The organism is Bacteroides togonis (assembly GCF_900130135.1).
GTDB lineage: Bacteria > Bacteroidota > Bacteroidia > Bacteroidales > Bacteroidaceae > Bacteroides > Bacteroides pullorum.
The window spans coordinates 2792406-2811880 of record NZ_LT670820.1 but is presented as its reverse complement, the minus strand read 5'-3'; the positions used below and the strand labels follow the sequence as shown (position 1 = coordinate 2811880).

General features: G+C 55.3%; 14 protein-coding genes. 5 read left to right on the top strand and 9 right to left on the bottom strand.

All coding sequences use genetic code 11. The features are described from left to right. Positions 1–159: 159 nt before the first annotated feature. From BQ8005_RS11925 to BQ8005_RS17690, 9 genes are all read right to left on the bottom strand, one after another. Positions 160–747 (bottom strand): epoxyqueuosine reductase QueH, encoded by a 588-nt coding sequence (locus BQ8005_RS11925; RefSeq protein WP_075318201.1) that lies wholly within the window; start codon positions 745–747, stop codon positions 160–162. A gap of 67 nt (positions 748–814) precedes the next feature. Beyond that, positions 815–1984 carry a mannonate dehydratase gene (gene uxuA, locus BQ8005_RS11920; RefSeq protein ID WP_075318200.1) on the bottom strand — a complete coding sequence of 390 codons (1170 nt, stop codon included), beginning with the start codon at positions 1982–1984 and terminating at the stop codon, positions 815–817. Positions 1985–2006: 22 nt separating this feature from the next. Continuing rightward, entirely contained in the window at positions 2007–2819 is an 813-nt protein-coding gene (locus BQ8005_RS11915) for an SDR family oxidoreductase (RefSeq protein WP_075318199.1), read from the bottom strand. Between the two features lie 14 nt (positions 2820–2833). Further along, positions 2834–3499 (bottom strand): WbqC family protein, encoded by a 666-nt coding sequence (locus BQ8005_RS11910; protein ID WP_075318198.1) that lies wholly within the window; start codon positions 3497–3499, stop codon positions 2834–2836. Between the two features lie 13 nt (positions 3500–3512). Beyond that, complete coding sequence (gene lepB / locus BQ8005_RS11905; protein ID WP_075318197.1) at positions 3513–4433, bottom strand: signal peptidase I; 921 nt, start codon at positions 4431–4433, stop codon at positions 3513–3515. Positions 4434–4454: 21 nt separating this feature from the next. After that, positions 4455–5939: a S26 family signal peptidase gene (locus BQ8005_RS11900; RefSeq protein ID WP_021846427.1), complete on the bottom strand. Its 1485-nt coding sequence runs from the start codon at positions 5937–5939 to the stop codon at positions 4455–4457. Between the two features lie 16 nt (positions 5940–5955). After that, on the bottom strand, positions 5956–6717 hold the full coding sequence (gene dapB, locus BQ8005_RS11895) for a 4-hydroxy-tetrahydrodipicolinate reductase (protein WP_021846428.1): 762 nt from the start codon (positions 6715–6717) through the stop codon (positions 5956–5958). 415 nt (positions 6718–7132) lie between these two features. Then, positions 7133–7726 carry a metalloprotease family protein gene (locus BQ8005_RS11890; RefSeq protein ID WP_075318196.1) on the bottom strand — a complete coding sequence of 198 codons (594 nt, stop codon included), beginning with the start codon at positions 7724–7726 and terminating at the stop codon, positions 7133–7135. Between the two features lie 185 nt (positions 7727–7911). Continuing rightward, complete coding sequence (locus BQ8005_RS17690) at positions 7912–8049, bottom strand: hypothetical protein (RefSeq protein WP_234984041.1); 138 nt, start codon at positions 8047–8049, stop codon at positions 7912–7914. Positions 8050–8068: 19 nt separating this feature from the next. Here BQ8005_RS17690 and BQ8005_RS11885 point away from each other — a divergent pair, with 19 nt between their 5' ends. The 5 genes from BQ8005_RS11885 to BQ8005_RS11865 all read left to right on the top strand — a co-directional run bounded on the left by BQ8005_RS11885 (position 8069) and on the right by BQ8005_RS11865 (position 19222). Beyond that, a complete protein-coding gene (locus tag BQ8005_RS11885) occupies positions 8069–9187 on the top strand; it encodes a sensor histidine kinase (protein WP_234984040.1) in 1119 nt (372 codons plus the stop codon). Between the two features lie 11 nt (positions 9188–9198). Then, positions 9199–10482, top strand: coding sequence for a DUF2851 family protein (locus BQ8005_RS11880; RefSeq protein ID WP_075318195.1), 1284 nt, complete (start codon positions 9199–9201; stop codon positions 10480–10482). A gap of 112 nt (positions 10483–10594) precedes the next feature. After that, positions 10595–13681, top strand: coding sequence for a chondroitinase family polysaccharide lyase (locus BQ8005_RS11875; protein ID WP_075318194.1), 3087 nt, complete (start codon positions 10595–10597; stop codon positions 13679–13681). A gap of 117 nt (positions 13682–13798) precedes the next feature. Next, positions 13799–15616, top strand: coding sequence for an alpha-L-fucosidase (locus tag BQ8005_RS11870; protein WP_200806331.1), 1818 nt, complete (start codon positions 13799–13801; stop codon positions 15614–15616). A gap of 3 nt (positions 15617–15619) precedes the next feature. Further along, on the top strand, positions 15620–19222 hold the full coding sequence (locus tag BQ8005_RS11865; protein WP_234984039.1) for a glycoside hydrolase family 2 TIM barrel-domain containing protein: 3603 nt from the start codon (positions 15620–15622) through the stop codon (positions 19220–19222). Positions 19223–19475 lie beyond the last annotated feature (253 nt).

The window sequence follows — 19475 nt, the reverse complement described above, 5'->3', positions numbered from 1 at the left end:
TTCCTGCAGCGTGCAGGACGAAATCGCGAAGCGCGAAAGCTTGCCGCAGCGTGCAGGACGGAATCGCGAAGCGCGAAAGCTTCCTGCAGCGTGCAGGACGAAATCGCGAAGCGCGAAAGCCTCCTGCAGTGTGCAGGACGGAATCCCAGTGCGGGGCAGTCAGCCTTCTTTCGGCTTGTTGAGGCGCCTCATGCTGAATTCGCAGCCGCAGTACTGTTGGTTGTAGAACGCATATTCGCGGAGCAGCTGGTTGCGCCGCTCCTGTAGTCCGCCTTTCCGCCAGTTCTGCTCCCAGAACAGGGTGCCGGGGTAGCGGGCGGCGGCGCATCGTCCGGCCTCGTTGATTTGCTCCAGACTCTTCCAGCGCGACGAGGCGAGGGTGGTGGTGAACAGCGTGAAACCGTGTTCCGAGGCATAGCGGGCGGTCTCCGTCAGGCGCAGGGTGAAGCAGCGCAGGCAGCGCGGGCCGCGTTCGGGCTCGTCCTCCAGTCCCGTCATCCGGGCTTTCCAGTGGGCGTAGTCGTAGTCGGCGTCGACGAAATCGAGGCCTTGGGCGGTGACGAAGCGGATGGCTTCGTTCTTGCGCGTCTCGTACTCTGCCTGCGGGTAGATGTTGGGGTTGCAGTAGAACACGGTGGGGCGCAGTCCGTTGGCCAGCATGCACTCGATGATGGCCGACGAGCAGGGGGCGCAGCACGAGTGGAGCAGGATGCGGGTGTCGCCGTTGGGAGTTTGGAGTTTGAGCATGGAGTTAGTGGTTAGGGGTAAACGGTTAGCGGTGAGCACAGATAATATGCTCACCGCTAACTATTAATTAATAAATCGATTTCGCAATCCCCATCTCTAGTCCGCGCAGTTCGGCCAGTCCGCGCAGGCGGCCGATGCACGAGTAGCCGGGGTTGGTCTTCTTGCGCAGGTCGTCCACCATCTGATGTCCGTGGTCGGGACGCATGGGGATGGAGACGCCGCGGCGCTGTTGCAGCTCAAGGAAGGCCTTCATCACGCCGTACATGTCGACGTCGCCCTCCAGGTGGTTCGCCTCGTGGAAGTTGCCCTCTGCGTCGCGCTGCGTGGAGCGCAGGTGCACGAAGTTGATGCGGTCGGCGAAGCGGGTCATCATGGCGGCGCAGTCGTTGGCGCTGCTGACGCCGAGCGAGCCGGTGCAGAGGCAGAGGCCGTTGCTGGGGTTGGGCACGGCGTCGATGAGCGCCTGGAAGTCTTCGGCACAGCTCATGATGCGTGGCAAGCCCAGGATGGACATGGGCGGGTCGTCGGGATGGATGACGAGCTTCACGCCCACTTCGTCGGCCACGGGGCAGATTTCGCTCAGGAAGTAGATGAGGTTCCGGCGCAGGCGTTCGGGCGTGATATCCTTGTAGCGGTCCAGTTCGTGCTGGAACTGCTCCAGCGTGAAGCTCTCTTCCGAGCCGGGCAGGCCGGCTATCATGTTGCGGACGAGTTTCTGCTTGTCTTCGTCGGTCATCTGCTCGAAGCGGGCGCGTGCCTTGGCCTTCTCTTCGTCGGTATAGTCGGCTTCGGCGCCGGGGCGTTTCAGCAGGAAGAGGTCGAAGGCGATGAAGGCGGCACGTTCGAAGCGCAGGGCGCGGCTGCCGTCGGGCAGTTCGTAGGCCAGGTCGGTGCGTGTCCAGTCGAGCACGGGCATGAAGTTGTAGGTGACGATGTAGATGCCGCATTGGGCGAGGTTGCGCAGGCTTTCCTTGTAGTTGTCGATGTAGCGTTGAAAGTCGCCTGTCTGCGTCTTGATGTGCTCATGTACGGGCACGCTCTCTACGACGGACCACGTGAGGCCCACTCCCTCGATCATCTGCTTGCGTTTCATAATCTCTTCTACCGTCCACACCTCGCCGTTGGGGATGTGGTGCAGGGCGTTGACGATGCCGGTAGCTCCGGCCTGCTTGATGTCCCACAGACTGACGGGGTCGTTCGGCCCGTACCAGCGCCAGGTTTGTTCGCAAAGTATCATATCGGTATTGTTTTTTTGAGGATTACATGGCAAATACATTGAATCCGCCGTCTACCACGGCCACGGTACCCGTCACGAAGCTCGAAGCGTCGCTGATGAGGTACTGGATGGTTCCGCACAGTTCTTCGGGGCGTCCCATGCGGCCGAAGGGAGTCTGGCGGATGACGTCCTGTCCGCGCTGCGTCCACGAACCGTCGGGGTTGGTCAGCAGGGTGCGGTTCTGTTCGGTCAGGAAGAAGCCCGGCGCGATGGCGTTCACACGGATACCCTCGCCGAACTTCTTGGCTACTTCGGTAGCCATGAAAGCGGTGTAGTTGGAGATGCCTGCCTTGGCGGCGGCATAGCCTGCTACGCGAGTCATGGGGCGGAAGGCAGCCATGCTGGAGAAGTTGACGATGACGCCCTTCTTCTGTTCTACCATCGGTTTCAGGAAAACTTGCGTAGGCAATACGGTGCCGGTCAGGTTCAGTTCGAGTACGCGCTGAAATTCTTCAATCTTCAGGTCGAAGAACGTGCCGTCCGGGCCGATGGTGGCTCCCGGCATATTGCCTCCGGCTGCATTCAGCAGGGCATCTACACGTCCGTAAGTCTTCAGGATGTCAGCCAGGTTCTGCTCCAGTTTGCTGCGGTCCATCACGTCGGTAGTCAGGAACATGGCTTCTCCACCCTTTGCCTTGATGTCTGCCACGATGGCATTGCCTACCTCAGCTTTGCGGCCAAGGATAACCACTTTAGCGCCTTCTTCGGCCAGGTGGGCTGCGATGGCTTTACCCAATACGCCGGTTCCTCCGGTGATGACTACTACTCTGTCTCTGATGTCAAATAAGTTCTTCATGATAAATATATTGTTTAAATGAATGAATGTACGTTTTCTCTTCGATGGCTGGCCTGCAATACCAGCAGGCTTTCGGGTCCCATATTGAACAGCAGGTCCGCGATGCTCAGGTTGGGCAGGAAGCCCAGCCGTTCCTGGAACACCTGGTAATAGGGTTGCGGGCAGAAGTCGGGGTCCTCCGTGCGGAAGTCCTTCTTGGGGTGGATGCGTTCGCGGAAGTCGTCTTCGCCGGGAGCGAAGGTGGTCTTGTAGTCCGTGGTGCGTTCCATCTGCGGTTCCAGCCCGATGAGCGAGCAGACCAGGCGGCACAGGGCTTCGTTGAAGTCGGCCAGGAACTCGTACTTCTGTTCGTAGAAGGGGCGGAAGTCGTCCTTGTAGTATTCGAAGAAAGGGGTATGGTTGTAGGCCGATTCCAGAGCATTCCAGTGCAGGTGGCGCCAGTTGCCGTGGTCGGAGATGCGGATGTCCTTCATGGGGCACTTCAGTGTGTCGGGCTTGACGATGGGCACCGAGAGCGCCAGCGGACCGTCCGGCGCGGCGATGGTGCAGCGGTTGCGGTAGGTCTGCTTCAGGTAGTGGTCGCAGTCTTCCACATAGACGTGGCTGTAGGCCAGCAGCTTGGTGTAGTATTCCACCGGGGCCAGGTAGGCCGAAGAGAGGTATATCGTTTCCTTTTCCATTGCTTTCTTGTTGTTATCGCACCGCCTTGCCAATCCTTTCCCAGCGCATGCCGCTTTCCTTGTCGCGCGAGAACCAGATGACGGAAGCCCGTCCGATGAGGTGGTCTTCGGGCACGAAGCCGAAGAGGCGCGAGTCCGACACGTTGGCCGCGTTGTTCGAGGCCACCCAGTAGTAGTCTTTCGTGAAGACGCAGTGCTGCACGGGGCGGCCGTCCACGTAGAGGGTGTCGTTCTGTATCTTGGCGTTGCGGTGCTCGTGCAGTACCAGCGTGTTGCACAGCAGCACGCGGTTCCACGGATAGACGCGCACGGCGCGGCCCTTCTTCGGCACGATGAGGGCGCGGGCTTCCTGCAGGGAGTCGGGGCGAGTGGCCGGTTGTATCCAGCAGTGTCCGTAGAGAGCTTGCTCCAGCAGATAGTATTCGTAACGGCTGAAGCTGCGCAGGTAGTGGAGCGAGTCTTCGCCCATCCGTTCGGCGTGGCGGATGGAGAGTGTGGCAAGCAGCGTGTCCAGCTGGCGTTCCTTGTTCTTGGGATAGGCGTAGACAAACTTCTGGTCGGGGGCATACTGCTCGCAGGGCAGGGCAGTGAAGAAGGAATCGACCAGCAGCGTATCGCCCGGCAGGCCGATGCAGCGGCTGATGAAGACTTCACGCCGGCTGATGTCTGCCAGTCGGTTGGCAGGGTTGTTGAAGACGAGGATGTCTTCCTTGCTGACGTTGCAATCTCCCCAGCGATGGTAGCCCCACAGGCGCATGAAGGGCAGGCGCAGCCCGTAGCTCCACTTGTTTACCAGGATGCGTTCGCCCTGGTAGAGCGAGTTCTCCATGCCGGCCGAAGGAATCAGGTAGGAGGTAGCCACACACGAGCGGAGCAGCACCACGATGAGCGCCACTCCAGCTATAGTCAGTATGATTCTTCCCGCCTTCTTCATGGAGCTTGTCCTCCGTTCAGCTTAGCCTACCCATTTGAACAGGCGGCTCCAGCGTATCTTGCCGTCCAGCCAGCCGCGGTCCTTGTCCAGCGAGAGCCATACGACGAGCGGCTTGCCTACCACGTGGTCTTCGGGCACGAAGCCCCAATAGCGCGAGTCGGCCGAATTGTGGCGGTTGTCACCCATCATCCAGTAGTAGTCCATCTGGAAGGTATAGGTGTCGGTCTTCTGGCCGTTGATGTAGAGGCCGTCGGGGCGGCGTTCCAGCTTGTTGCCCTCATAGGCCGTGATGCAGCGCTCGTAGATGGGCAGGTTGTCGTCCGTCAGGGTGATGGTGGTTCCCTTGGCGGGTATCCAGATGGGGCCGTAGTTGTTGCGGTCCCACTTCGTATAGAGGTTCTGCGGATACATCTGTCCAGCAAAGCTCTCGGGCTCCATGGCGACGCGGCTGATGAGTTTCTTGTTGCCTTCGAGGGCCTGGCGCATGGCCTGCGTCAGCGGCAAGTGATAGACGGGAGCTAGACGGCCCTGTGCGTCGCGGCGGTCGAAGCCCATGGCCTCCAGTTCGGCCTCCCAGCCCGGATCGTTGTTCATCAGCCACTGGTCGTCCTTGCTGATGCCCAGCTCGCGGAAGAGGGTTTCGGGGATGAGCGGGCCGGTGGTCTGCACGAAGTAGTTGAACTGCAGGCCTTCGGGGTTCTCGATGGCCTGGCCGTCGATATATACTTGTCCCTCCTTGATTTGGAGCGTGTCGCCCGGCAGGCCCACGCAGCGCTTCACGTAGTTCTCGCGGCGGTCAACAGGGCGGGTGATGACCTTGCCATACATCTGCGGGTTGGACAAGATGAGGTTGCGTCCTGCTGCATAGTAGAGGTCGTAGACGGCCCGCTGCTGCTGGCGCGTCAGGCTGTCCATGTTGACCTGCTTCGGATAGACGCGCTGCCCTTCGCTGTAGGCCAGGCTGTAGAAGTCGGTCTGCTGGAAGTTGGTGGCCACAGTGTCGCCTGCGGGGAAGTTGAACACCACGATGTCGTTCAGCTTCACCCGTCCGAAGCCCGGCACGCGCTTGTACTTCCACTGCGGCCACTCGATGTACGACTTGCAGTTGAACACGGGCAGTGTGTGCTGGGCCAGCGGCATGGAGAGCGGCGTGTTGGGCACGCGCGGTCCGTAGCTCACCTTGCTCACGTAGAGGAAGTCGCCCACGAGCAGTGATTTCTCCAGCGACGACGACGGTATCTGATAGTTCTGGAAGAGGTAGATGTTGACGAAGTAGACGGCTACCAGGGCGAACACGATGGCGTCCACCCAGCTCATGACGCCGCGCACGGCAGCGTTCTCGGACTTCCTCCACCAGCTCCAGGGTATCTTCTTGGTGATGTAGATGTCATAGATGAAAGGCACGACCACCAGTCCCCACCAGCTCCTGACCCACAGGAGGAAGAGCAGGTAGAGCAGCGTGACGATGCCGAACTTGATCCATTGTTTGCGTGATACTTGTTTCATGGCTTGCTATGCTTGTTTATTTCAGAAACGGGAATAAGTCGCCCATCCCCAGGAAGCCTTCGTGCGTGGCGGTGTATTCGGCGGCCAGCACGGCGCCCAGGGCAAAGCCGCTGCGGTTCTTGGCGTCGTGGGTGATAGTGATGCTGTCGGCCTCGGAGTCGTAGCGAATGCTGTGGATGCCCGGTACTTCGCCTTCGCGGATGGAGCTGACAGGCAGTTCGTCGGCAGCGCAGGCGGTGGTGCCCGTCACGGTGCCGTCGGGTGCCTGGAGCGTGCCCTTCACCCAGCGCGACTTGCGGTCGAGGTTTTCGAGGATGCCTTCAGCCAGGGTGATGGCGGTGCCGCTCGGGGCGTCCAGCTTGTGGATGTGGTGCGTTTCGCTCATGCTCACGTCGTAGCCGGGGAACTGGTTCATAATCTTGGCCAGGTACTTGTTGACGGCCGAGAAGATGGCCACGCCCAGGCTGAAGTTGCTCGACCAGAACAGCGTCCGTCCGCCCTCGGTGCAGAGGCGTCGCACTTCCTCGCCGTGTTCTTCCGTCCAGCCCGTACTACCCGACACGAGCTTCACGCCCGCCTCGAAGGCCTTCATGTAGTTGCCGTAGGCAGCCTTGGGGTTGGTGAACTCGATGGCCACGTCGGCCGAGCGGAAGGCTTCGGACTGGAAGTCCTCCTGGTTGTCGATGTCGATGATGCAGACGATTTCGTGTCCGCGGCTACGGGCAATGCGTTCTATTTCCTTGCCCATCTTGCCATAACCGATCAGTGCTATTTTCATTGTTCTCTGTTTTTCTTAATTATATTAATGTGCAAATATAGGACTTTTCTGACACAAATAGCCTTCATTATTGACTTGTTAACAATAGCGGGGTGGAAGAGTGTCTGCCGCCATGCTTCCTTCTTGCTGAATATTCCTGACAAAAGATAGCCTCGTCCGAAGGAAGAAAGACCTGTCTGCATCAAGTTGCGTCGTTTCTGTCGAAGATCACTAATCCGCTGATAATCAGTATTTGATTTTTCAGGCGTCTTTCCGGAAAAACCTGAATACATTTCAGGTCCGTACCTGAAGACCTTTCAGTCCCTACCTGAAGACCCTTCAGGTTAGACCTGAAAGCCTTTCAGGTAGTACCTGAAAAACACCTGAAAACGGGGCTTCGGAAAGCTTGGTTGCCTTTCTTGACAAACGGGCAGCTCTATTTCGTGTAGTTGCGTCGGATGACGGTGCCCTCGAAGGGTTTTCCTTCGGCCTGATAGAGGTCTTCGTCGTCAAAGGGGCGCAGCTTCCAGTAGAGCATCACGTCGCCCACGGCGCAGGCCAGGCTGAAGATGCCGAAGGCATAGATTGTCTTGTTGCCCGTGCAGAAGCCGTGCAGGAAGGGCAGGATACCCATCAGAATGGCGGGCAGCAGCAAGAACAGACGATACCACCTTAAGGAGACAGGGCGGGTGGAGTAATAGCCTACGCCTGACCAACTGGAGTGGCAACGTATAGCTTTCGTTTGCCGTCCGTTGCAGAAGTAGAGAATCAGATAGCCGGACAAAATGTTGGCGGCGAAAGCAAGGAGTGTCATTTGCCAGATATAGCCACTCCAGAAGTTGCCGATGAAGTAGCCCACGTTATAGGCCGAGGACTCTTCCCATACGTAGCAGTAGAGCAGTGAACCGGAGAAGAGGAGCAGAAGGAAGATAACGAATGTCCACAGGTTGGTGCTTTTCGTGTTGAGTTTTACTTCGATGCCGCCGGTCTGCGGGGCAGGGTTCGGGGTGAGTTGCGCAGTTGTTTTCATAATGGTATGTTTTTAGTTGTTGTTTTCTGGTTGACGTTGCAAAGATAAGTCCTCTCAGGTAAACGGAAGGTTAACGTTACGTTATCTTTACGTTAACGGAGTTGGAGGGAAAGGGAAAAGAAGTTACTTTTGTAGCGGTAAGCGGTGAGTGGTCAGTACCTGCACTCACCGCTCACCGTTAACCACTAACCGCTACAGACATGAGCAAGTCCTACTACATCCTCCTCACCCTCGTGGCCGCCGCCGTAGCCGTCTTCTTCCTTGGCCGCTGGACGGGCATGGGTCTGGGACTCAACAGCCAGCGTGTGACGCGCACCGTCCACGAGGCCTGGTGCCGCGCCGATGACCGCCACGCCCTCTGCCCCGAGGCAGGGCTGGTGCCGCGCCGATGACCGCCACGCCCTCTGCCCCGAGGCAGGGCTCGACTCCCTCTTCCGCCAGCAGCTGCGCGAGGGCGGGTTGCGCCGCCTCCGCTTCCGGCTGGACACGGTATCGCTCTCGGGCGACTCGACCGTGGTGCTCCGCTTCGCCCTGCGCTACTTCGACGACTACGAACGGGAGCTGGAGCAGCGGCGCACGTTCGTCATCCCGCTGGACAGCCTGCAAGGCGTGCGTGCCCGCCTCCTCAACCTTCGTGCCGAGACCGTCGGGTCGCAGCTCTACTACCTGCTGGGCACGGTGGCAGGCTTCTTCCTGCTGGCCTTTGGCATCTTCAAGCAGGTGGACATCATCCAGCGGCAAGATAAATTGTTCCAGATGCGCGAGGACTTCTCCTACGCCATGGTGCACGACATGAAGAACCCCATCAGTACCCTCCTGATGGCGGTGAAGAACCTGCGCAGCGGCCGTCTGGACGACAAGCCCGACCGCAAGCGCGAGCACTTCGACCTGCTGGAGCGGGAGAGCCTGCACCTGCTGGACCTGACCAACCGGGTGCTCACCCTCTCGAAGATGGAACATCACCAGCTGCTGCTCACCAAAGACTGGCATCCCCTGCGTCCCGCCGTGGACGACCTGATACAGGTGTTCGAAGCGAAGGCCACGAAGCCCGTCACCTTCCATACCGACCTGCAGGCCGAGGCAGTCTATGGTGACTTGGAGTATCTGAAGGAAGCCCTTTCCAATCTGATAGACAACGCACTGAAATACTCCAAGGAAACGGTAGAGATACGCATTGCTTCGCGACGTGAAGCTGATTTCATTCGCATCAGCGTTCGCGACAACGGCATCGGTATTCCTCTTTCGGCCCAGCGCACCATTTTCGACAAGTTCGAGCGCGTCCTGCCCCGCGACGACGGCAGCGGGGAAAAGAAAGTTTCCGGCTTCGGCCTCGGCTTGAACTACGTGATGAACGTCTCCCGCGAGCATGGCGGCTACGTCAGCGTGGAGAGCGTGCAGGGACGGTTCAGCGAGTTTACGATGTCGCTGCCTTTTCCGGCAACTACTGATAAAACAGATTAATTACTAATAGTATGGAACACCTCTTACACTACCTTTGGAAACACAAGATTTTCCCTTTGCAGGAACTCCGCACCACTGACGGCCAACGGGTGGAAGTCATCGATTCCGGCCTGCCCAACACCGATGCAGGCCCCGACTTCTTCAATGCCAAGCTGAAGCTGGACGGCGTGCTGTGGGTGGGCAACGTGGAACTGCACGACCGTTCCTCCCTTTGGCAGAAGCACGGACACCAGACGGATGCGGCCTACGACAACGTTATCCTGCACGTAGTGGGCGAGGCCGACTGCCCTGTGTGCCGCCGTGACGGCCAGCCTATTCCTCAGCTCGTATTGAGCTGCCCCGATTATGTAGCCCGCCGTTACGACGAACTGCGTAGCTCGGAAATCCATCCGCCTTGTTACTCCATCCTTTCGTCTTTGCCCAAGCTGACAATCCATTCCTGGCTCTCTGCCTTGCAGGCCGAGCGCTTCGGGCGGAAGGCGCGCGACATCCGTGCCCGTCTCGATGCGTACAGCAATCATTGGGAGGACGTGTTCTTCGTTACCCTGGCGCGAAATTATGGGTTCGGGCTGAACAGTGACGCTTTTGAGGCATGGGCACGGCTCATTCCCTTCCGTGCCGTGGACAAGCATCGCGACAATCTCTTCCAGGTGGAAGCCTTTTTTCTTGGCATGGCTGGCCTGCTGGACGAAGAACAGCCCGACTACGGCGACTATTACCTCCGCCTTCAGAAAGAATTCCGCTACTTGCAGCAGAAGTTCAGCCTGCCTACTCCATTAGATTCTTCACGCTGGAGGTTCCTACGCCAACGCCCCGGCGGTTTTCCCTACGTTCGCCTGGCCCAGCTGGCCGACCTGTACCACCGCGGGCAGACGCTCTTCTCACGGGTGATGGAGGCCCGTACCGCCGACGAGCTGCGCGAATTATTGGCTGTGGGCACTTCTTCCTATTGGGAAGAGCATTTCACCTTCGGCAGGGCCTCTGTCCACCAGCCTAAGCGAATGGGCCGTGGCGCGCTTGATTTGGTCATTATCAATACCGTCGTCCCTTTCCTTTATGCCTATGGACAGCATCGCCAGGAGGAAAGCCTTTGTGAGCGGGCTACGATGTTGCTGGAGACTCTGAAGGCCGAGAACAACTATATCACACGAATGTGGAGTGGGGCCGGTCTACCTGTCTCGACAGCTGCTGACTCACAGGCTCTTATTCAACTTCAGAAAGAATATTGTGACCGTAAGGATTGCCTGCGTTGCCGTTTTGGTTACGAGTTCTTGAAGCAAAGAGGGAATCGCTAACTATTTTGTATCTATTCTGTACGATTTTACCTATTGGTTTGCTGGAAATGTCGTTTCTTCGTGACCGAATGAGAAAGACATTGTAACAACCTTAAATAAACTAACAGAATATATGATGCATTTCAACAAATGGTCTCGTGGAGCGGCTACGCTTTTGGGGTTCTTCCTGATCTCTCAGACTGAAGCACAGGTAGTGAAAAATGAACGTTTGCTCTCCTTCGAAGATGGTGAGGTACCTGCCTATATGACGACGGATGCAACTTCCCGATTGACTATTAACGATGAACACTACAAAGATGGGCTTCATAGTCTTGGCTGGGAGTATGAGCCGGGGGCTGTACTCAGTGTAAAAAAAGATCTGATGTTCGAGAAGAAGGATCCTACGGGTAAAGATCTCTATCTTTCAGCCTTTATCGTGTGGGTGTACAACGAGCAGGCACAGGACAAGCAGATACGTTTCGAATTTCTGAAAGACGGCAAACGCTGTACTTCCTTTCCCTTTGGTATCAACTTCACAGGTTGGCGTGCTGCATGGGTGTGTTATGAACGCGATATGCAGGGTATACCAGAGGAAGGCATGAATGAGTTGCGCATCGTAGCACCCGACATGAAAGGTAAACTTTACTTCGACCATATTATTACCGGTAGTAAAGTGGATGCCCGTCAGCAGACAGCTGATGTGCAGGTACCTTTCGTCAATAAAGGCACGACGAACCATTGGCTGGTTATTTATGAGCATTCGCTTTGGAAGCCCGAAATTGCCTTGACACCTCTTAATGAACAACAGAAGGAGGATATGAGGCTGATGGAAGCCCGTTTTCGCGACATGCTCTATACGCCCGGCAAACTGACCGACAAAGAGATGCAGGCCATCCGCAATGCATACGATTTCTATCAGATTGCCTATAAGAACGGCAAGGTGAGCGGTCTGCCCATCTTCATGGTGCGTCAGGCCGAGGCCTACGAGCGCATGATACCCGGTTGGGACAAAGATATGTTCACCAAGTTGGGCATGGAGATGAACAATTATTTCAACCTGATGAAGCGCATCGCCATTGCCTATCTGAATGCTAAAGATGACACATTGCGTGATGAACTCCAACAGAAATTCCTGGCCATGTACGACCACATTACCGACCAAGGTGTGGCTTATGGCAGTTGTTGGGGTAATATTCACCACTATGGTTATAGCATGCGTGGTCTTTATGTAGCCTATTTCTTGATGAAGGATGTACTGCGTGAAGCAGGAAAACTGGCTGAAGCCGAACGTACGTTGCGCTGGTATGCTATCACCAATGAAGTCTATCCGATGCCTACGGTGAACGGTATCGACATAGACTCTTTCAATACCCAGACACAGGGTCGTATAGCTAGTATTCTTATCATGGAAGATTCACCTGAAAAGGTACAGTATCTGCGTTCCTTCTCCCGCTGGCTTGACTATGGTTGTCGTCCGGCTGACGGCCTGATGGGTTCCTTCAAGAGTGATGGCGCCTGCTTCCATCATTGCAACAACTATCCGGCTTATGCTGTAGGAGGGCTGGATGGTGCCACAAACATGATTTACTTGTTGAGTGGTACGCAATTCCGTGTGTCTGAGCTGGCGCATGAAACGGTGAAGAAGGTGTTGCTTACCATGCGGTTCTATTGCAATACCCGCCAATGGGCACTCTCCATGTCGGGCCGCCATCCTAACGGTAAAGGACAACTTATCCCCGTGCAGTATGCCATGATGGCCCTTTCGGGTACGCCTGACGGCAAGCAGACTTACGATGCCGACATGGCTGCTGCCTACCTTCGCCTAATGGAGTATACCAGTCGGGTAAATGATAATGACCCTGATTACCTGCCCCGTACGTCAAATAAAAAAGAATTGCAATTGAAACAGGAACTGGAAGCGCAAGGCTTCCGTCCTGAAGCAGACCCACAGGGTAACCTGGCTTTGGGCTACGGTTGTGTAAGTGTGCAGCGTCGCGACAATTGGGCGGCAGTAGTGCGTGGTCATTCACGTTACCTTTGGGCGGCCGAACACTATTTGGATGCCAATTTCTACGGCCGTTATCTGGCTCATGGCAGTATTCAGATTCTGACGGGAAAGCCCGATGAAATGGTAACTTTTACTACCAGCGGCTGGCAGGAAGCAGGTTTCGACTGGAACCGTATACCAGGTGTTACCAGCATTCATCTGCCTTTCGATCAATTGCGTGCCAACGTGTTGAATGTGGACATCTATTCGGGTATGGAAGAGATGCTTTATTCTGACGAAGCCTTTGCTGGAGGACTTTCACAGAACGGTGAAAACGGTAATTTCGGTATGAAACTGCACGAACATGACAAGTATAACGGTTCTTTGCGTGCCCGTAAGTCCTATCACTTCTTGAATGGTACTATTGTCTGTCTTGGCTCGGATATTGAGAATGTAAATACAGATTATCCGACAGAAACTACTGTATTCCAGTTGGCTGCTACTACCCCTGAATTCCGTACTTATTGGGATGCCTATCAGGATAATGGTACAAGCTATCTTGACCCTAACGGTGTAGGTTATTATCTGCCGAAAGCGACGATGAAATCGGCTAAATTCGAGAAAAACTTCCCGCAGACTACAGTGGGTGAACGCAGTGTGAAACCTACGACAGGTAACTGGGTATCGCTTACCTTGCAGCATGGCAAGGCACCGAAAGATGCTTCTTATGAATATGCTATCTTGCCTCGTACAGATGCTGCCACTTTGAAACGGTTTGCCCGAAAACCCGATTATAAGGTGCTTCAACAGGACCGTAATGCTCACATTGTATGTACGGCTGATGGTACTTTGACATCCTATGTTCTCTTCGAGGCACCACAATCTCTACCCAAAGATGGGCTGGTACAGGCCACCGATACTTCTTGTCTGGTGATGGTTCGTCAGGAAGGTAAGAAGGTACGTCTTACTGTGGCTCAACCCGATTTGGCTCTTTATAGCGGTCCCAGTGATGAGGCATTCGACGAACAAGGCAAACGTAAGGAACGTAGTATCTATTCTCGTCCGTGGAAAAGCAACAAAAGTGCCGAGATGCCGTTGACCGTTATTTTAAAAGGGTGTTGGCAGGTAGATGAGACTCCTTTCTGCAAAGTCGTTTCAGTAGATAAAAAGCAGACAGTGCTGCGTTTTGCTTGTAAGGATGCTGCCAGCTTTGGAGTTGAACTGAAACATTAAAGTTAGGGTAAGTAAAAACATGGATTTTGACAGTTAAAAACCTGTAGGATTACTTTTTGTTTGGTAATCTTACAGGTTTTGCTTATATTTGTTGAAATAATGTTCAACCCTAATCTTATGAAATTAAAATCATTTCTTGTAATGTGTCTGTTGGGCATGTTGCCTTTGCGTGGGCAAGCCCAGCAAGAAACAGAGGTTTTTGTAAAACATGTACAATTCCCTAAACATGCGACGTTGGAGCAAAAAGTATCGATGTCTGCCCGTTTGGTTCCTTCTCCCCAGCAGTTGGAATGGCAGCAGATGGAACTGACAGCCTTTTTGCATTTTGGTATCAATACCTTTACCGACAGAGAGTGGGGCGATGGTAAAGAAGATCCTGCTTTGTTCAACCCCACCGATCTGGATGCCGAACAGTGGGTTCGCGAGTTGAAAGAAGCTGGTTTCAAGATGGTATTGCTGACGGCCAAACATCACGACGGTTTCTGCCTGTGGCCTACCAAGACCACAAAACATTCGGTTGCTTCTTCTCCCTGGAAGGACGGAAAGGGTGACGTGGTGAAGGAACTGCGTGACGCCTGTACGAAGTATGGTATGAAGTTTGGTGTGTATCTCTCTCCTTGGGATCGTAACGCTGAATGTTACGGTGACTCTCCCCGCTACAACGAATTCTTTATCGAACAGCTGACCGAGCTGTTGACCAACTATGGCGAAGTACATGAAGTGTGGTTCGACGGTGCCAATGGCGAAGGTCCCAACGGCAAGAAGCAGGTGTACGATTGGGATGCTTTTTACAAGACCATCCAGCGCCTGCAACCCAAGGCTGTGATGGCCATCATGGGTGATGACGTCCGCTGGGTGGGCAACGAACGGGGGCTCGGTCGTGAGACAGAGTGGAGTGCGACCGTGCTGACGCCAGGTATTTATGCCCGTTCGGCAGAAAATAATAGCCGGCTGGATATCAATAGTCAGGCAAAGGATTTGGGAAGTCGCGAGATGTTGGAGAATGCGACCGAACTGTTCTGGTATCCTTCGGAAGTCGATGTTTCCATTCGTCCGGGGTGGTTCTGGCATGAGAATGAAAATGGTAAGGTGAAGAGCCTGAAGCACCTGGCCGACATCTATTTCCAGTCGGTAGGCTATAACTCAGTGCTGTTGCTGAACATTCCGCCTGATCGTCGCGGTCATATTCATGAAGCCGACGTGGCCCGTCTGAAGGAGTTTGCGGCTTATCGCCAGCAGGTGTTTGCCGACAATCGTGTCCAGAAGGGACAGAAGATGTGGAATGCTGCTTCGGGTGACCAGCGAGAATATGAACTGAAATCTTCGTCGAAAATCAATGTAGTCCTTCTGCAGGAAGACATTGCCCGCGGACAGCGTGTGGAGAGCTTCCGTGTGGAGGCCCGTGTAGAAGGGCAGTGGCAACTGTTGGGCGAAGGTACGACGGTAGGTTACAAGCGTATGCTTCGCTTTCCTGCGGTAGAGGCTGAGGCTTTGCGGATAACCATTGGAAGCGCCCGTCTTGAGGCACATATCAGTAATGTGGCAGCCTACTATGCACCTGATGTTGAAGAACAGCAGGCGGCGTCCAAGTGGAACGACCTGCCCCGAGATTCCTGGAAGAAAGTTTCTGCCCAGCCGCTTGTCATTGACCTGGGCAAGGAAGTGAGCCTGAAAGGCTTTACCTATGCTCCTCTCAACGAGCAGGCCAAGCCGACCATGGCGTATCACTATACTTTTTATGTCAGCATGGATGGGAAATCGTGGACAAAGGTTCCTACAAACGGTGAATTTAGCAATATCATGCATAATCCGTTGCCACAGACCGTCAAGTTTGCCCAGTCTCAAAAGGCTCGTTTCATCAAAATTGATGCTACTACACCCGATGCTGCGGCTGCTATAGTAGAAATGGAAGAAATTGGTGTATTCTTAAATTAAAGTATGATGAAAAAGATCTTAGTAAGTTTAGCATGTATCTTCGTATGGGCCGTCAGTATGGCTTGTGCGCAGGTCAATTTTGCCAAGGACAAGCTATATAACATAGCGCCGGCCGGGCAGAAAGGGAAAGTGATCGGTTACAAGGCAGGTGGCGGAGAGGCTCTGCTGGTGAAGCAGCGTGCGGCCGACCAGCTGCAGCAATGGGCCCTCAGCAATCTGTCGGGCAGTTTCCGCATCCTCAACCCCTTCGAGAACAAGGCTGTCCACAACAAGGCCGGTCAGGCGGTGGGTATTACGGAAAACAACGGTTCGGACGAGTCGCAGTTGTGGATTGTCCGCGAGAACGGGAAGTATGTACAGATATTCCCTTCCAACAGCCCCGACCTGATTATGGTTTGCAACAAATCCGGCCAACTGGCTCTGGTAGCCAAGGACGGATTGAAGGACGAGAAGGAAACACTCTTTTCCATTGAAGTCAGCCCGATGCCGATGCCCGAAGGCATGGCCGAACAGGTAGTGCAGCGTTCGCGCACCTATTGGGAAGACGAAACCCGTTTTGAAGAGAACAAGGAAGTGGGTCACGCCACCTACCTGCCCTATGCCAGCGAAGCCGAGATGACGGCCGATGCTGAATATTACCGCATGCCGTGGGTCGACAGCCACAGTTCGCGCTACTTGTTGCTGAACGGCGACTGGGCTTTCCACTTTGTACCCGAACCCTCGCAACGCCCGTTGAACTTCTACAAGGAAGACTTCGACGTGTCGGGCTGGGAAACCATCCCCGTTCCTTCCAACTGGGAGATGCAGGGCTACGACCGCCCCATCTATGCCAACGTGGAATATCCGCACGCCAATACGCCTCCCTACATCGATGCCCGCAAGGGGTTCAATGACGGTGGCAAGAACTACGGCATCAATCCCGTGGGTTCCTACGTGCGCTTCTTCGACCTGCCGAAGGGCTGGGAGAACCGTCGCACCTTCATCCACTTCGGAGGTATCTACAGCGCCGCGCTGGTTTATCTGAACGGTGAATACGTGGGCTATACGCAGGGTGCCAACAACGTGGCTGAATTCGACCTGACTCCATACTTGCGTGCGGGCCGCAATCGCCTGGCCGTACAGGTGTTCCGCTGGAGCGACGGCTCCTATCTGGAGTGTCAGGACATGTTCCGCATGAGCGGTATCTTCCGCGACGTTTGTCTGTACAGCACTCCGAAGGTCAGCGTACGCGACCATTACATCACCTCCCGCCTCGATGCGCAGGCCGGATATAAGGCCGGTGAGCTCTCCGTTGCCCTGAAGCTCGACAACCGTGACGGGCTGAGCGGTAAGAAAGACATAGCCCTCCGCTTGCTGGCTCCCGACGGCTCATTGGTAGCCGAAAAGGAACTCTCCGTTTCGTTCACTGAAAAAGACCGCGAAGTGGAGGCGAAAGCACTGTTTTCTTCGTTGAAGGACTTGCAGCTCTGGACGGCCGAGACGCCGAACCTCTACACACTGCACGTCATCCAGCGTGAGGGAGGCAAGGATGAGATGGCCTTCTCCACCAAGTATGGCTTCAGAAACATCGAAATACGCGGCTCGCTGGTGTACATCAACGGCCAGCGCGTGTTCTTCAAGGGTACGAACCGCCACGATACGCACCCCCTCTACGGCCGTGCTGTACCTGTAGAGTCGATGTTGCGCGACGTATTGCTGATGAAGCAGAACAACATCAATACCATCCGTACCTCCCATTATCCGAACGCGGCCAAGATGTACGCCATGTTCGACTACTTCGGACTCTATACGATGGATGAGGCCGACCTTGAAGACCATGCCAACCAGTCTATCAGCGACATGCCGTCGTGGATTCCCTCCTTTGTGGACCGCATCGACCGCATGGTGTTGCGTGACCGTAACCATCCGTCTGTCATCTTCTGGAGCTTGGGTAACGAAGCCGGAGGCGGCAGCAATTTCCAGGCCTGCTACGATGCGGCCCGTCGTCTGGACAGCCGTCCCATCCACTACGAAGGAACGCGCGACGGAAAAGAATTTGGCGGCAACCGCTTCAGCGATCTCTATTCGAAGATGTATCCAGGTATGAAATGGATGGATAAGTATGTCAACTCGTTCGACAAGCCGATGTTCATCTGCGAATACGCCCACGCCATGGGCAACGCCATCGGTAACCTGAAGGAATACTGGCAGAGCATCGAAAGCAGTTCGTCAACCATCGGCGGCGCCATCTGGGACTGGGTGGACCAGGCCATCTACGAGCCTCACGAAATAAAGAAAGGTATCTACCGCCTGCACACGGGTTATGACTTCCCTGGCCCCCATCAGGGTAACTTCTGCTCCAACGGCATCATTCCCGCCACGCGCGACGAGTCGCCGAAGCTGAAGGAGGTAAAGGCCGTATATCAGTATGTGCATTTCGGCTTCCTGGGCATGGATGTGAAGAAAGATGAGGCCAGCGTACTGCTGAAGAACACCTACGACTTCCTGCCGCTCGACGGTTTCTACCTGCGCTGGCAGGCCGTGAAGGATGGTGTGGCACTGGCGGCCGACAGCATGATGCTGGATCGCGTAATGCCCGACGACTCTTTGGCCGTGACGCTGAAACTGAACACCCTCAAGCTGCGTCAGGCACAGAAGGCAGGCGAGGAAGTGATGCTCAACCTCCAGGTATGTAAGAAAGAAGCAGCTCCCTGGGCTCCGGCAGGTCATGTGGTGGCACAGCAGCAATACACGCTGCTGGAACGCGGCCCGCTGCCCGAACTCTCGACCAAGGGCGGCCGTAAGCTGGCCTTGCAGGTGGAAGAGACGGAAAGCACCGTCAGCGTGAAGAACGCCAACGTGGAAGCAGTATTCAACCGCAAGAACGGCCAGATGACGTCGCTGGTGATGAATGGTCAGGCCGTTGTCAGCGAAGGTCAGGGCTTCGTCTACGACAACCATCGCTGGATAGAGAATGACAAGTTTACCCGCACGGAGAACGGACTTGAAGCCGAAGGCGAATGCACGGTGACGAAAGACGGCGCGAAAGTTGTAGTGAAGACCGTCCGCAAGGGTTCGCTCTGCGACACGCAGATTACCTACACCTTTGCTCCCGACGGTACGATGGATATGGACGCCGTATTCCAGCCTCATACGGCCGACTTGCGCCGTTGCGGCCTGGTGTGTGGCATCAACCCCTCGCTGAGCCAGGTGGACTACTACGCCTACGGTCCGTGGGAGAACTACAACGACCGCAAGGACGGTTGCATGGTGGGCCGCTATACGACGACGGTGGACGATATGGTCGAGAAGTATGTCAAGCCGCAGTCTATGGGCAACCGTGAAGGCCTGCGCGAACTGAAGCTGACTGACGCTTCGGGCAAGGGTGTCTGCATCCGTACGGAAGGCAACGTTTCCTTCTCGGCTCTGCGCTACACCGACGAGGACCTGATGAAGGGACAGCACATGTGGGAACTGACAGCCCGTCCGTACATCGTGCTCCATCTGGACGCCGTTATGCGGGGTGTGGGCAACGCCAGCTGTGGCAGCGATGTTGATACGCTCCCCATCTATCGCGTATCGCAGGAGGAACATTCCTACAAGCTGAGATTCACTCCTTGTCTGTAAGGACATAAAAGAACATTCAGGCACGGATATGCACAAGTACTTATCGGTTCGTTGTGCTGTCCGTGCCTGAATGGTATATGTACCCTGTATTGGCAGGGGTTTAGGGTTTACATTCTGGCGCTTTGATACAGTACTTCCTGACTGTTTAATGCAGTGCTTTCTGGGGTTGTAATGAAGCACTGTGTCAGACCGTCATAAAGCACTGTGTTAGAGGGTCACAAAGTGCAGTGTTAGGATGCAATGAAACACTTTT